Annotated in this window: 15 protein-coding genes and 1 tRNA gene; 1 reads left to right on the forward strand and 15 read right to left on the reverse strand. The window is 32.6% G+C overall.

Annotated elements, in window-relative coordinates; genetic code table 11:
• Nucleotides 1-98 precede the first annotated feature (98 nt).
• The 14 genes from COX95_03610 to murA all read right to left on the reverse strand — a co-directional run bounded on the left by COX95_03610 (nucleotide 99) and on the right by murA (nucleotide 13,289).
• Entirely contained in the window at nucleotides 99-773 is a 675-nt protein-coding gene (locus COX95_03610; GenBank protein ID PIZ85567.1) for an ABC transporter, read from the reverse strand.
• A 57-nt stretch (nucleotides 774-830) separates the two neighbouring features.
• Nucleotides 831-2,180: a hypothetical protein gene (locus tag COX95_03615; protein PIZ85568.1), complete on the reverse strand. Its 1,350-nt coding sequence runs from the start codon at nucleotides 2,178-2,180 to the stop codon at nucleotides 831-833.
• Between the two features lie 51 nt (nucleotides 2,181-2,231).
• The gene (locus COX95_03620) at nucleotides 2,232-2,798 is read right to left on the reverse strand and encodes a hypothetical protein (GenBank protein PIZ85569.1); all 567 of its coding nucleotides are present in this window, start codon (nucleotides 2,796-2,798) and stop codon (nucleotides 2,232-2,234) included.
• A 124-nt stretch (nucleotides 2,799-2,922) separates the two neighbouring features.
• Complete coding sequence (locus COX95_03625) at nucleotides 2,923-3,210, reverse strand: hypothetical protein (protein PIZ85570.1); 288 nt, start codon at nucleotides 3,208-3,210, stop codon at nucleotides 2,923-2,925.
• On the reverse strand, nucleotides 3,210-3,887 hold the full coding sequence (locus tag COX95_03630; protein ID PIZ85571.1) for a DNA-binding response regulator: 678 nt from the start codon (nucleotides 3,885-3,887) through the stop codon (nucleotides 3,210-3,212). The genes COX95_03625 and COX95_03630 overlap by 1 nt, the downstream gene beginning before the upstream one ends.
• 258 nt (nucleotides 3,888-4,145) lie before the next feature.
• A complete protein-coding gene (locus COX95_03635) occupies nucleotides 4,146-5,285 on the reverse strand; it encodes a cyclopropane-fatty-acyl-phospholipid synthase (GenBank protein ID PIZ85572.1) in 1,140 nt (379 codons plus the stop codon).
• 159 nt (nucleotides 5,286-5,444) lie between these two features.
• Complete coding sequence (locus COX95_03640) at nucleotides 5,445-6,110, reverse strand: hypothetical protein (GenBank protein ID PIZ85573.1); 666 nt, start codon at nucleotides 6,108-6,110, stop codon at nucleotides 5,445-5,447.
• 29 nt (nucleotides 6,111-6,139) lie between these two features.
• Nucleotides 6,140-6,213, reverse strand: a tRNA-Gln gene (locus COX95_03645).
• A gap of 7 nt (nucleotides 6,214-6,220) precedes the next feature.
• Nucleotides 6,221-7,579, reverse strand: coding sequence for a glutamate--tRNA ligase (locus COX95_03650; protein PIZ85574.1), 1,359 nt, complete (start codon nucleotides 7,577-7,579; stop codon nucleotides 6,221-6,223).
• A 10-nt stretch (nucleotides 7,580-7,589) separates the two neighbouring features.
• Nucleotides 7,590-8,411, reverse strand: coding sequence for a hypothetical protein (locus tag COX95_03655; protein PIZ85575.1), 822 nt, complete (start codon nucleotides 8,409-8,411; stop codon nucleotides 7,590-7,592).
• 10 nt (nucleotides 8,412-8,421) lie between these two features.
• Nucleotides 8,422-9,531, reverse strand: coding sequence for a glycosyltransferase family 4 protein (locus tag COX95_03660; protein ID PIZ85576.1), 1,110 nt, complete (start codon nucleotides 9,529-9,531; stop codon nucleotides 8,422-8,424).
• Entirely contained in the window at nucleotides 9,509-10,999 is a 1,491-nt protein-coding gene (locus tag COX95_03665; GenBank protein PIZ85577.1) for a hypothetical protein, read from the reverse strand. The genes COX95_03660 and COX95_03665 overlap by 23 nt, the downstream gene beginning before the upstream one ends.
• On the reverse strand, nucleotides 10,968-11,972 hold the full coding sequence (locus COX95_03670; GenBank protein ID PIZ85578.1) for a rod shape-determining protein: 1,005 nt from the start codon (nucleotides 11,970-11,972) through the stop codon (nucleotides 10,968-10,970). Before COX95_03670 ends, COX95_03665 begins: the two co-directional genes overlap by 32 nt.
• Nucleotides 11,973-12,026: 54 nt before the next feature.
• Complete coding sequence (gene murA, locus COX95_03675) at nucleotides 12,027-13,289, reverse strand: UDP-N-acetylglucosamine 1-carboxyvinyltransferase (protein PIZ85579.1); 1,263 nt, start codon at nucleotides 13,287-13,289, stop codon at nucleotides 12,027-12,029.
• Nucleotides 13,290-13,535: 246 nt separating this feature from the next.
• On the opposite strand from murA, the gene COX95_03680 reads away from it, so the two are divergent.
• A complete protein-coding gene (locus tag COX95_03680) occupies nucleotides 13,536-14,855 on the forward strand; it encodes a hypothetical protein (GenBank protein PIZ85580.1) in 1,320 nt (439 codons plus the stop codon).
• Nucleotide 14,856: 1 nt separating this feature from the next.
• On the opposite strand, the gene COX95_03685 is transcribed toward COX95_03680, so the two are convergent.
• Entirely contained in the window at nucleotides 14,857-15,579 is a 723-nt protein-coding gene (locus COX95_03685; protein PIZ85581.1) for a hypothetical protein, read from the reverse strand.
• Nucleotides 15,580-15,748 lie beyond the last annotated feature (169 nt).

Genomic DNA, 15,748 nt, shown 5'->3' on the forward strand with positions numbered 1-15,748 from the left:
TACCACAAGGCTTTGATATGCATATTGGAAACTCCTTAGTTATTTGCAGGAGTCTCAAATGTTTCGTAACTTATTCACCTCTATATAAATAATAAGATTTATTTACTATCACTAATCTTGCCATCAAAAAGCTTAAATGTCATATCCGTTTTACCTGCAATAGAAAGATCGTGAGTCACTGCTATGATTGTTGTATTTTCTATTCTGGAAAGTTTATGAAGCAGATCAAAAATCATCTTACCTGTTTGAGAATCAAGATTCCCAGTAGGTTCGTCAGCAAGAATCAGCTTTGGCTTATTTGCTAATGCTCTTGCAATAGCTACTCTTTGTTGTTCTCCTCCGGAAAGCCGTCCCGGTTTCCTTCTTTGCTTTTCACCTTCTATACCAACTTCGTCTAATAATTTTGTTGCTCGTTCTTTTCTATCCTTAGAAGGTGTACCAGCAAACTCCATAGTAATCGTTACATTCTCTAGAGCAGAAATATTTGGAATTAAATTATAATTTTGAAATATAAAGCCTATTTCTTTAGAACGATAAGACACTTGTTCTTTTTCAGACATACGAGAGATATCTTTACCGTCAACAATTATTTTGCCTGATGTCGGCCTATCAAGGGCACCCAAGATTGATAACAAAGTGCTTTTACCGCTACCGCTTTTCCCTATTATTGAAATAAATTTTCCTTGTGGCACCTTAAAATCTATATTGTTAACGGCAACAACTTTTACATCGCCTGATTTAAATTCTTTTGTTATATTAGACACTTCTAGCATATTTCCTCCCGAGACCCCACACTTAAAATTTTAAGTGTGGGGTATTTTCTTTATTTATTATTCCGATCTCATTACTTCTGCCGGTCTTACCTTAGAAATAAACCAAGCAGGAATCGCACTACCCAAAATTGCAATAATTATAGCCGCACCAAAACCATACAGAATAATATCCCAGCCAATACTAGCCTGTACATCACGAATGCTATTTATACCTTGTCCAAACATTCTCATCATTCCGCCACCTCTAATGCCTGGGGTCTGATTAGAACTTACACTATTTCTAACCAAAAGCTGAGTCACGGAATTGCTTGCAAAAAAACCTATTCCGATACCAATAACCATTCCTAATAAAGTTAAAGTTAAAGATTCAACAATAAATTGGCCCATCACTCTAATATTTGTAGCTCCAATAGCCTTTAAAACCCCGATCTCTCTCCTTCGTTCTCGTACAATCATCATCATTGTTAAAAGAATAATAAAAGCACAGACAATTAATGAACCAATTAAACTTACTGTGGAGATATTTTTAATATTTTCTAAGGGTGTTAATGTTTCCTTCGCTTGATCTGCACTATTAGTAACATCTGCTTTGTCTTTGAGCTCATTATTAATAGCCGTTGTAACAGAATCAATATTTGAAATTGAATCCACAATCACATTAACCGCTGAAATACTGCTAGTTTGGTTTGTTAATTTTTGAACTATGGCAATAGGCATAATCACTTGATTATTAGAGAAATTATTTCCGGCATCAAAGATTCCAATAACTTTTATTGTCGTAGAGTAGGCAGTAAAAGTTAAACCCACCTTTAGATTATTCTTAGAAGCAAGTGATGATCCGATTAATGCAACATTATCACTGCTACTTGACCCAAAAACTTCTCCGTCAATAAGCTTAAAAGTGCCACCGCCAATACTGGAGGACAAATTTGTTGGCTGTGTTGTTCCAACCAATGTAATAGGAGGTGTAAATGTTCTGATCCCCTGACTGCCTGATCCTGATCTATTTTCACCAAAAGGAGAAGCAAATCTTTGGCCGCTATTTTCAGAAAATCTTCTTCCAAGAGAACCGGCATCAATTGAAGTTACTAGATTTGAGTTCTCTGTTGTAAGACGGTCATTTAATATTTTGGTAACCGAAGTTACATGCTCTAGTTTCTGTAATTTTCCTATTTTATCCTCTGTAAGTGGCTCCCCGCCTCCCTCAAAACCTCTCATGCCTGCTGGTGATACTGATACAGTATTACCGATCGAACTTTTTACTGATTCAATTTTTGCCTGCACTGCTTGCCTGGCTACTAACATTATCAATACTAGACCGATACTTAATCCCAAGATAACGACTATCAAAAAAGTCCTTATCGAATTACGAAATGCGTTCTTTAAACCTCTCTTAATTATTCCCATGCTTTTCCTTTTTAATTACTTATATTAAATTAAAAAAAACTGAGAGAAAGCTTAAGGTACTGTTTTTGATAATTTAATGGTAAAAATTGAGCCCTGACCAAATATGCTATGCACCTCGATATTACCGTGATGCATATCAATAATTTTCTTTGCAATAGATAATCCAAGACCGTAACCATTAACTTTATTCTTTGATCTTGAAGATTCGGTGCGGTAAAACCTATTAAAAATATGAGGTAAGTCATTTTCTTGAATACCGTAGCCTCTATCTTGAATGGATATCTCGATAGAATTACCTTTTTCTTTAGCGATAATTTTAATGTCTTTGTCAAAATCACTATACTTAATACTATTCTCAAATAAGATTGTTATAACCTCAATCAATTTTTCCTTGTTTCCTAAAATAGAATAATCAGCGGGAATTTCTTTCTCAATTTTGATTCCTTTATTTTCAGCTTCTTTCTTAACAGATTTGATACCAGTATTTATAAATTCTGATACAGAAACCTTTTCTTGACATTGGATAGAATTATCGTCGCGGGCAAGCTCCAGAAGCCCAGATGTTAAAGACTCTAACCTATTAACTTCTTCTAAATTGCTTCTCAGCACATTTGTCATGTCTTCTTTGGATACATTAGGATCTCTAAGAGTTACTTCGATTTCCGACTTTAATGCAGAGAGTGGCGAACGAAGCTCGTGTGAGGCATCAGCAGTAAAACGACTTTGGACTTCATGAGATTCTTCAATGGGTTTTAACTAATATTAAGATAAAAAGATTTGTATAAATAAGCTGACTTAATACGCGCTCTTTACCTTCGGCAAACGCAAAATCTCTTTGTCTTAGTATCTCAGGGGCGCCAATAAATCCATTATCTCTATCAATCCCCTCAAACATTAATTGCTGTCTTCTAAGCCCCCGATCAATCTCTTGAGTTGAAATATGATAAAGATTCAAACTAAAAAATAAACTAATAAACATAATGATAGTTAAATAAATAAAAGTCATTTTTAAAACGGCCTTATGAAACATTATTTTTCTTCTCCAAAAACATAACCAAAACCTCTCTTTGTTTTTATCAGAGAATGCTCTTTTGGAATATCTATTTTGTTTCTTAAATAACCAATATACACCTCAACTGTGTTGGGGAGAATATCTGCGTCAAAATCCCAAATATGAGAAATAATATTTTCCTTCGTAAGAATTCTACCTTGGTTTCTCATTATATATTCTAAGAGGGCGAATTCTTTTGTGGTAAGTTCAATAACTTTACCTTTTCTTTTAACAATAAAATTTTGGGGGTCTAGCGTTAGACTCTTATATTTCAATATCGGATCCAAATTATCTTGCGGTCTTCTAAGAAGTGCTCTGACTCTTGCCAATAATTCTTCGAATGCAAAAGGCTTTATAAGATAATCATCGGCTCCAGAATTTAGGCCATTAACACGATCATTTATAGCATCTTTAGCTGTTACGAAAATAACAGGGGTATGTATATTATTAGCTCGCATCTCTTTTAAGATTTTAATTCCATCGCTTTCCCCCGGAATCATGCGATCTAATATTACCAAATCGTAATCATCAGCTAAGGCACAATCTAAGCCATTATCACCATTATAAGCCACGTCAACAGCAAAATATTCCTGCTCAAGTCCCTTTTTTATAGCATTGGCTATTTTATGTTCGTCCTCTACTACTAAAATTCTCATAATAATATTATAACCCCTAATTTATATTTTAGCGTTTCTGAATCTATTTTTGAGTTTTTCTTTTTAACTTCACTCCTAAAATCTTTATTATTTAACATATTTTTCTCTTTATTATATTTTTCTAAATAATCTATTCTATATAACTGATAAAAAGCTTAAGCCTTAATAGCCCCAAAATAAATATAAACAACTTTTACTACAACGTGATGTGAGATTTTTATTATAAAAAAAGAGCTAATGCTCTTTGATAAGTGTTTATTAATAATGAATTGACTTGTATTCTCCGAATATTTTTTTTGACAGAATAATTTGCCAAAGTTGAATATTGCGCGCCCTAAAAGCACCAGCACAAACTAATAAATAATATTTCCACATCCTGTAGAACTTTTCATCATATTGATTTCTAATATCAGACCACGTCTTTTCAAAATTTTCATACCATTCCATTAGCGTCTTATCATAATCGGTTCCGAAATTATGCCAATCTTCCATAACAAAAAATTTCTCTATTGATTCACCTATTTGTTTTATGGAAGGAAGAACTCCTCCGGGAAAAATATATTTGTTAATCCAAGGATCAACGCTAAAAACGGATTTGTTTCCACCTATAGTATGGAGTAAAAAAAGGCCATTGTCTGTAAGACAAGAGTGCACTGCTTTCATATAGGCTTGATAATTTCTCGGACCAACATGTTCAAACATTCCTATAGATACAATCCTATCAAACTTCTCATAATCTAAACTACGATAATCCTGAAGCCTAATTTCAACTGGCAGACCGTGGCAATTTATTTTAGCAAATTCGGCTTGCTCTTTAGACACAGTTATACCAACAACGTTTGCACCATACTTTTCAGCTGCAAACTTCGCAAAACCTCCCCAACCACATCCAATATCCAGAATCTTCATTCCAGGCTCTAAATAAATTTTACGGCATATTAAATCTAATTTATTCTCTTGAGCCTCATCTAAATTTTCTGCTCCGTGCCAAAAACCGCAAGAATATATCATGCGCTTATCAAGCATCTGAGAGAAAAATTCATTGCTAAAATCATAATGCGCTTTACCAATATTAAAAGCTCTCTTTACAGATTGGAGATTTAAAAACCACGGCATTATCGACAGTATAAAAGCCGAAGGATTTATCCTTATTTCTTTGTCTATATCAGCCGATAAAACAAGTGAAACAAATTTATCAATCCTCTCACATTCCCATAAACCGGCCATATAAGCCTCGCCTAATCCTAAAGTTCCTGAAAACAAAACTTTTCTGTAAAAATTATTATCTAAAACCCATATATCGTAATCATTGTTACCATTAATCTCAACTCCGCATTTATCAAGGATACTACAGAGCCTTTCTTCTAATACACTATCTAATAGATTCTGCACTTCCATCTCTCCCCTATGGATAACACTAATGTCAAATAACAAAAATATCAACATAGTTTATCATAAAAATTATTTTTGCGCAATAATATATAAGTTAAACACTAAAGCTGCAAGAAACCATGAAATAAAAAATAACTTTAATAAACTACTTTCGACAATTTATATTCATTTTTGCGTTTTAAGATTACAAAAAGCCATACTTAGAGCGGCTAAAGTAAGAGCGCAGAATATTTTATTTTTTCTTATCATACCCTTAACTTCTTTTATGCTATACCACCTGCCATTAGATATCTTATTGCTCTCTTCATCGCTCAATTTTTTAAAAGTAGCCTTATCTCTAACTTTAGCGATATAAACTGTAAGATTTGAAATAAAATAACTAGTATTTGAATTTATTTCACCTATTTTTCTAATATCTTTTTTAAAAATCTTAAAACCTGTTTCTTCTTCTGCTTCCCTAACAGCACCGGATAGCGAATTTTTATCATGCTTATCAATAAACCCTCGCGGCACCTCAATGCTATCCTTCCCCAACTTTGATAATTTAACGTTTAAATTACCGGCCTTGATATCAAATTTGTTATCACCCATAACAACCGGCCTTTTTTCAACATGAAGATAAATCTCGCTTATATTTTTATCTACCAAAATGATAATTCCGCTACCTGTTGGTTCTACAAAAATAATTGAATCATAATTAGCAAGACCATCATCTTTGCAATGTATAACTGCCTGGATTCTTCCATACAAAGGGTCTTCGTAGATTACATCTCCCTTACCCTTTTTCCATCCTTTTTTAAGTTTTGGGAAATTTTTCGTTTCTTTTAACATATATTTTTATAAAAACTAATTAAACCTATTGGTTCGGGGGCAGGGATTCGAACCCCGGTTAACGGGACCAGAACCCGTTGTCCTACCGCTAGACGACCCCCGAATAAAAGTTACGTAAGTAATTGTATCGCTTCTTTGATTCTTTTTAAAGATTCTTCTTTGCCTAAAACCCAGAGCAGTTCTGTTGGAGATGGGCTTGCTTCTCTCCCGGATAATGCAACTCTAATTGGCCAAAAAACATCACCAAACGATAAATTTTTCTCTTCCATCACTTTCTTCAATAATGCCTCAAAACCCTGCACTGTTTCTGGCCACTCCTTTTGATTCTCCAGTAATAATAATGCACCATTCAAACCTTCCAGGGTTTTATCCTTATCACTTTTCCTGAAAATTAAAATCTTTGGATCGTATGCCGGCTCTTTAAAAAAATATAGAGAAAGTTCATTAAAATCTACAAGTTTTTTTATCCTATCCTTAACAACAGTTAAGACTTTTTCGATATAATCTTCTGGAACGCTTGGAAGCTTAATAATATCTTTTAATCTTTTAATTAATCCTTTGTTATTTATATTTCTAATATATATGCCGTTTATATTATCTAATTTGTTTATATCAAAAACCGCATTACTCTTACTCATATGACCTACAGAAAACTCAGAAATAAGCTGCTGAAGGGTAAAAATTTCTTGTTCGCTCTTACCGGGATGCCAACCCAATAAAACCATAAAATTAATCAATGCTTCCGGCAAATAACCTTCTTTTTTAAAATCTTCTATTGAAGTGCTACCCGATCTTTTGGATAACTTGCCTGTGCCTCTTTCAGGATTTAGTGTTAATGGTAAGTGCAAATAAACAGGCACATTAAATCCGAAAATTTTTTGTAATACGATATGCTTAGGAGTATTAGAAAAATGATCGGTACCTCTTATTACATGGGTTATATGCATTTCCTCATCATCTATAACTACTGCAAAATGATATGTCGGTATTCCATTCGAACGTAAAATAACAAGATCCTCAACATTCCCAGATATTTTACCGGCTAGCAAATCCTCATTATCAAATTTAACAAAATAGCTTTTTATTTCCTTATTATCTTTGCTGGCAACTGATAACTTATAGTCCATTTTTAGATATTCAATTGATTTTTTTGCATCAAGCCAAATAGCACCGTCTTTTTCATATGCCAATTTTTTAGATATAAGTTCCTCGGCTTTTTGTTTATAAATATCAAGTCGATCCATTTGTCTTACGATATCACCGTCCCATTCAAGTCCAAGCCACTTAAATCCATTAATAATTTCTGTTTCAGAATCTATCGTGGAGCGCTTAATGTCAGTATCTTCAAAACGCAGAAAAAATTTTCCTTTGTTTTTTCGCGCAAATAATAAATTGAACAGAGCTGTTCTGGCTGTTCCTATATGAAGTTTCCCTGTAGGAGATGGCGCTATTCTTGTTCTAACTTCCATTCATATTCCTTTAATGCTTTAGTTTATAGTTTATCACAGTATATATAAATTTTGGTACGGCGATAAATATGCGCTTTATTCTTTTGGGTTCCTTAATTAATCTCCACAACCATTCCAAACCCATCTTTTGTAAAATTATTGGAGATCTTCTTACTTTACCAACAACAAAATCAAATGTACCACCAACACCAATAGCTAAGTTAATATTTAAATCTTTTAAGTTCTCCTTGATCCATTTTTCCTGTTTTGGCTGTCCCCAAGCAACAAAAAGTATATTAGTATTATTATTATTTATTCTCTCAACAATCCCAATCTCTTTTGGGAAGCCTGCATAAAAACCAGCAATATTAATTTGAGGATACTTTTCCTTTATTACTTTACTTGCTTCTTCTGCTATTCCTTCTTGCCCCCCTAAAAGAAAAATTGATTTGCTATTTTCTTTGGCAAGTTTTATCATTTCCCAAAATAGATCAGAACCAGCAACTCTTTCAGGAATAATTTTTTTTACAGATGAAGGCCTAATAACCAAAAAAAATAAAGAAACTAACGCTAAAAAAGGTATTTCTAAATATTTAATAAAGTTTTTTGCCGTCTTATAATTTAAAAAGGTTGCTGCCCATAAAATTCCTATACCATCAGCAGTTACAAAATCAGCACCGTTAACTATATCCCTAAAATCTTTATCTTTAGCGCCTATTATGACTCCTTCGGGATTGGCAGTAACAATAAATTTTTTTTTGTTTTCATCCAAAATAACGGAAATTTTTTCTATAAGGTCTTTTTGGCTTATTTTATTTATATTAGTTCCTAATATATCAACTTTTTCTTCCATTATCTTTTCCTTAAATAACTAAACTATTATATTTATCTTTCACAAAATCTTTTATTCTTTGATCAAATTCATTCTTACTGAATTTAAGTGCGTGTTCTCTTATATCGTTCTGGTTGTATCTGTTTTCATCTTCAAGAAATTTATTAATTGCCTTTTTTAGCGATTCTTTTGTCGGTTCTTCAAAAAATATTCCCGTTTTATCTTCAACTATCGTTTCTCTTGTGCCACCCTTCCCAGCAGCAATAACAGGCTTACCGCATGCCATAGCTTCTACTGGTGTTAAACCAAAATCCTCATTAAATGTTGGGAAAACAAAAGCCCTGCATTCCTGATAATATTTAATAACTTCTTCATCACTTTTAAAACCTAAAATTTTAATATTATCTTTTGCTTTTGCAATTAGTTCTTGCTTTTGAGGACCTTCACCGATAACAACCAGCTCTAAGCCAAGTTCATTAAAAACATCAACCGCTAAACTGATATTTTTATAAGGAGATAGCCTTGAAACTATAAGAAAAAAGTCTTTTTTATGATTTGAGATATAAAATTTATCGGTATCTACTGGGGGATAAATTATAACAGATTCTTTCCTGTAATATTTTTTAATCCTATCTTGGGTAACCAAAGAATTTGCTATCCAATAATCAACTCTATCTGCAGCCAATCTATCCCATATCTTTATTTTATCTAGAATTTTACTCACAAAATAATTTTTTATAAAACCTAGGTTTTGCTGCTTTATATAATCACCCCGATCAACCCAAAGAAATCTTGTAGGAGTGTGGCAATAAGATATATGGATGGTTTCGGGTTTTGTGATGACTCCTTTTCCCCAAGCCGAAGATGAAGAAATAACAATATCAAAATCATAAAGATTAAATTCTTCGACTGCCCTTGGCATAAAAGGTAAAAGATACTTATGTCTAAATCCTAACGCTTCTGCTTTTTTCTGAAGGCTTGAAGTAATTATTTTTTTATCTTTAAAAAATTTATCAGTTATTTTACTGTTGGCAAAAAGAGTATAAATTGGGGCATCTTTAAATATATCTGAAATTTCAGATGTTACTCTTTCTGCGCCACCAAACGAATTTAAAAAATCATGCACTATTACTATTTTCATTCTGTCCCCAAGAAATTAATAAACCTGTAAATATCCAGAAAGTAAAAGATACCGCAGTACTCGCCCAAGTATGTAAAAATAAATTAGAAAAAGATAAAGCAATCAAGGAAACAAATAAGAATAAATTTAAATATTTTATGCTTAAATCTTTTGCAGATCTGAAATACCGCCAAAAATGCCATAAGAAGTTTAGAATAATACCTATAAACAATATTATACCTAAAATACCAACCTCTTCCCCTATTTGTAAATACCAATTTTCGCTAATAATTCCGGCCCCAAATCTTTGTGATGCCGGACCAGCCTTTCCCAGCCCCATACCTAGAGGATTATCTATTACATAATTTAATCCGCTTTTAAGAGAATCAAAATGAGAAGCGGTTGACCCATATATTGTCTGTGAATATTCGCCGTGTAAAATAATATCAGTCAAAAAAGTTGATTTTAAAAACGACGGAAACAATAAAACAATGACAATCACTAAAAACATTAAAATTCCAGTGGCCTTTAGCCTTATTTTCTTAGGAATAACAATAAACAATAAAGTTAATATTCCAACTGCCAATGATATCCAAGCACTTCTGGAAAAAGTATAGATTAGGGATATCAATGAAGGAAAGAAAGCTAAATATATCAAACCTCTGTACCTCTTATAAACAAGAAGCAGAGATACAAGAAAAATAATAAAAATAATCAGATAAGCACCGAATGTATTAGGATCAGAGAAAGTTCCAATAATTCTTATTAAATCCATTTTTGGCGGAGAAACAGGATGATAAGCAAGCGGAGGCAAACCTGCAACCCAACCATCATTATAATTTCTAAAACCAAAACTAGTTAAAAAATCTTTTGGTAATAAAATTGCTTGGAATAAACCAAAAGATGATACAAAGACTCCTATAAATATGAAAGATCTCATCACCAAGTCCTTGGTGTTTGAAAAAATATTTAAAAACCTTACCGCAAAGTAAAAAGCAAAAAACTCAAATTGATATCTAATCCCCCAAATTATCTCAGACAAATTTGATCTACAGGAAATAATAAGCGAAAGAATAAATAAACCGATAATTAATTTATCTGCAAAAATTAACTTAGGTTTTTTAATTTCTTTTCTAAAAAATTTAAATGTTAAAGCACAAACTAATATTAAAAAAATCACCTCTTTCCATAAAGCTAAGAAAAACGATGATTGAACATTCAAACTGAAAATAGAAAAAAAATAGCTAAAATAAAAAGCATGCAAAGGAAGAAATATGATAAGAGCAATAATCCCAATTTTGGGATTTTTAAAAATTAAAAAAGAAAAATAAAAAAATATAGAGAAAAATAAAAAAAATAAAATATAGGATTTGTTAAAAAAATATCCTACTAATAAAGCGTATGATATTACGAATATGAATGCCGTTATAAAATTATATAAAAGCTTATCACTATCCTTAAGATTCGCCCAAACTTCTTTTGTAGTCATCTAAATTTTCTAAAGCAATATAAGTTCCTTTGGCAACGCAAAATAAAGGATTATCAGCGACGTAACAAGGAACTCCAGTTGCTTTTGTAAGAAGCTTATCAAGATTATTTAATAACGCCCCACCTCCGCTTAGAACCATACCCTGATCTATAACATCAGATGAAAGTTCTGGCGGTGTCTTAACTAAAACAGCTTTAACTGCGGCTATGATTTGATCCAATTCATCTTTTATAGCTTCTGTAATTTCATTACCATTAATTGTAATAATCCTCGGCAAACCCGCAATAATATCACGACCTCTAATTTCCATTGTGGGCGCATTTTCTAAAGACAAAGCACTTCCAATTTTTATTTTAATTTCCTCAGCAGTCCTATCACCTATAGCTAAACCATACTTTCTCCGAATGAATTCTCTTATTGCAGCATCTATTTTATTCCCGCCAACTCTCACTGAATTTGCGGTTACTATACCACCCAAAGATATAACGGCCACTTCAGATGTACCTCCGCCAATATCTATAATCATGTTGCCTGCCGGATTGGCGATTGGTATATCTGCTCCAATAGCCGCTGCGAGTGGTTCTTTTATAATATACGTAGCTTTAGCACCTGCCTGCATTGTTGCGTCAACAACCGCCCTTCTTTCTGTAGAAGTAACGCCTGCAGGAACTGAAATCATTACTTCCGGTCTAAATAGTCTAAAACTTCCAGCTGTCTTATTAATAAAATACCTAATCATCGCTTCAGTAATTCTATAGTCAGCTATAACCCCGTCCTTTAACGGCCTAGAAGCAACTATTGTGTCTGGAGTTTTCCCAAGCATTTCCTTAGCCTCAACACCAACTGCCATTACTTTATTATCGATTGTGGATACAGCAACAACAGAAGGCTCATTTATTATGATGCCTCTTTTCCCCACACTAACTAGTACATTTGCTGTACCTAGATCTATTCCAATTCTTCTACTTAACATATTTTCTCCAATAGAATATTATAACACAAATTTAAAATTACGTTTTAGCATTCTTTAATGTATGACTCTTTCAATTTTAGCACCCAAACTATTAAGCTTCTTCTCAATATTCTCATATCCCCTATCAATAAGGTGAATATTATCAATTTCACTCTCTCCTTCCGCTATGAGTGAAGCAATAATCAAGGTTGCGCCAGCCCTGAGATCAAACGATGATATTTTTGTACCGTATAAAGGCACAGACCCTGTAACCAGAGCGTGATGTACGCCAGATATAACAACGTCTGCACCCATTTTCTTGAGTTCTTGCATATACCCAAAGCGGCTTTCAAACATAGTTTCATTAATTTCAGACGTACCTTCTGCTTGAGTTAAAAGAACGACCATAGGCGCTTGTAAATCTGTCGGGAAACCGGGATATATATCAGTTCTGATATTAACTGCCTTTAAAACCGTGGATGGTTTTATGAATAATTTTTTATCCCTGGCTTCAAAATTAATCCCAATTTCTTCAAATTTATTTAAAAGAATATCGTTATGATCGCTTATAAAATCGTTTATTTCAACATTGCCCCTACTAACTGCTGCTGCAATAGCTAAAGTGCCGGCTTCAATTTGGTCTGGAATGATTCTATGCTCAATATATGATTTAAAATTTCTATTCCCATAAACTTTAAGATTATGAGTGTTAATTCCCTCAATCGTAACACCTATTTTAATTAAAAAATTACATAAATCCTCAACATGGGGCTCAGAAGCAGCTAAGCGTATTTTGGTAAAATTTATTTTTGAGGCAGCCATCAAAATATTTTCAGTTGCGGTCACACTGATTTCGCCTAACACGACCTTCTTATTTGTCTTCATTCTTTTTGCACTAAGAATATAGTAACCGCCTTCTTCTTCAATTGACACACCTAATTTTTCAAAAGCCGTAAAGTGTGTTGTTAATGGCCTTGAACCGATAAAACAACCCCCTGGTTGGGCAATCTTTACTTTACCAAACCTTGCTAATAATGGCCCTATAAATAAAACAGAGGCTCTTATATTTCTTACTAGCTTATAGTCCGGCTCATAACTTGATATTTTTTTGGTATTAATTTCAAAAACATTCTTTCTCACTTTTTTTATTTCTGCACCCATTTTACGCATAATCTTAAGCATAATCTTAACGTCATCTATTTCTGGTACATTTGAAAGTTTGTAAACAGCTGGGTGTATTATTGTTGCTGCAATAATCGGCAAGACAGCATTTTTTGATCCTGATACGGTTACCTTTCCTCTTAGATGTGTGCCCCCGATAATCTTAAACTTTTCCATTTTTCCTTCTTCTTACAAGTATTGGTATTTTAAGCTTTTAGCTTATCATTTTCAACCCTTATTTACCCCGTTAAAAATCCGCTCTTTGTAAATGATGGCACCGCTTACCCAGTTACAAACATTTTTCTTTTTTCATTAATTATAAAATAAATTTTCCTAAAATTGTCAGAGGCCTCTAACGGGGGTTGCTTTGAATATAGAGTCATAAGAATTCATTTATATTAAGTTGTATTATATAATCTATATATGATTGTCAAAAAAAGATTAATTCTCTACATAATATCTTTTGTGGTATTTACTATTATTGCTTTCTTTATTATCCTCTCTAGTCAAGGATATTTTTTTGATAGTAAATCTCGTTCATTTAAAAAATTAGGGATGGTTCTAATCAGAAGCGTTCCCAAAAATGTCGATATATATCTTGATGATAAATTTAAAAAAAATAAGGCTCCCTTAAATATATCAGTATATCCAGGGGATCACGTCCTCAGAGTTGAGAAAGAAGGTTATATAACATGGGAGAAACAATTTAGCATAAAATCAAGTATCGTAACATGGTTGGAATATATATTCTTAATCCCAAAAAATAGAAGCACAAATTCCATAACAACAGATGGGATTAAAAATTATGCGATTTCTCCGGATTATACTAAAACGGCATTCGTGGATTTAAAAAATAATGTCTGGTCAGCTAGCCTGAAGAATAATGAACAAAAGAAAATTTATACATCAGAACAGGCGAATGAAAACGTAGAAATACAAGAATGGAGCTATAACAGCAAAAATCTGCTACTTAAAATAAGTAACGGTAATGATAAAAAATATAAGCTTATAATTGACGAAAAAGTATACGATTTAGAATTTCCTAATAATATATCAAAAATAGAGTTTATCGCTAATTCTGATAATTCAGTTTTTATTCTATCTGATTTAAATCTATATACTGTATCTCAAAACAGCCGTACTGCAAAAGAAGAAAAGATACTAGATTTTAATCAAAACCAAAATCATGTTTTTTTTATTAAAAATAATTCTAATGAACAAGAAATATGGCAGTCTGATTTTGATTTCAGAGTAAAGGATAAATTGACTACAGAAAAAGACAAAAATATCCACCTCTTCCCTGGAGAAAAAGAAAGATTCGCATATACAATAAGTTCAGATAATAATCTCTTTAATCTGGAGAAGGGTGAAAAACAAAAAATAAGCTCTAACATAAAAGATGTGATTTGGACAAAAGACGATAAGCAAATCGTATACAGAACAGATAAAGAAATAAATGTTTATACTTTTGAATCTGATAATCCGGACGAACCAAAAAACAGAATCACTACGCGGCTATCAGGAATAATAAACGACATGATATGGTTCTATGATTATAAACACATATTATTCAGAACCGATAAAGAGATAAACTTTATCGAGATTGATGGCGATAATCCAATAACTCTTACTGATTCAGCTGGCCCTGATAAATTTACGGCTACCAAGCTTGGAAAATCCTTAATATTCATAGAACAAAAAGATAAATTTAAAAATATTAAAGTTATGAAGCTTGTAGAGTAGATTAATTGCCGACTAACTGACCATTACTTTTAGTTGTATTACTATTAATATCTTTATTTTTGTTTGGGTCCGGTTCAATCTGGATACCTTTTACTATTCGCCTCTTCCATGCAGTACCAGGAGGATCACAGGTCATAACCGAAATTATAGAATCTTTGGTTTGATTTAAAACACTTACTTCTTTGGGTGAAACTACAATAACTTCAAAAACTTTATAAACATATTTAGTACCGTTATAATAAATAGTTATTAGATCACTTTCACTAATCTTATTTAAAATAGAAAAAACATAATTATAATCACCCTTCGCCCATCGATAATTTGAGCTATGCCCCACCACAAAAACATTGCCTTTTTCCCCTGGCCTAGAATTAGTAGGATAAAAAACTACTCCGCCCTGTAATGCTAGAAGCATATCCTGTTCTTTGTTACTGGCCGCTTCTGCAAGAGGAGCATCAACATTAATCTTAGGAATAATTATCTTATTCTCTAAAACTTTAGATGGCTCTACTTTAGATTGATTGTTATCTTTTTTATTATTACTTTGCGTACCGTTATTCTTGTTCTGTGTAACTTTTTGTCCGCTTTGCTGATCCTTACCAAAATAATAATTTAAATTAGCAGATATCAAAGGAAAATTAACGTATATTAAAAAACCGGTTAAAACAAACCAGACACCTAGGATAATCTTAAAGAATATATTTCTTTTTATAACTCTCAAAATGACCTCTTCTTAATCGGATTTCTTCTCAAAAGTAAATTTAGTGTTTCATATTTTACCAAAAATTAGCTTATAAGTCAAGCGGGTGTACGCGTCACGCACATTTGAGACTCCGGAACAGTTTTTATTAAATAATCAATGGGTGAAATATTACCCAAAGATTGGTGTATTC

This window comes from bacterium CG_4_10_14_0_2_um_filter_33_32 (assembly GCA_002792735.1).
Taxonomy (GTDB): Bacteria; Patescibacteriota; CPR2_A; order CG2-30-33-46; family CG2-30-33-46; genus CG2-30-33-46.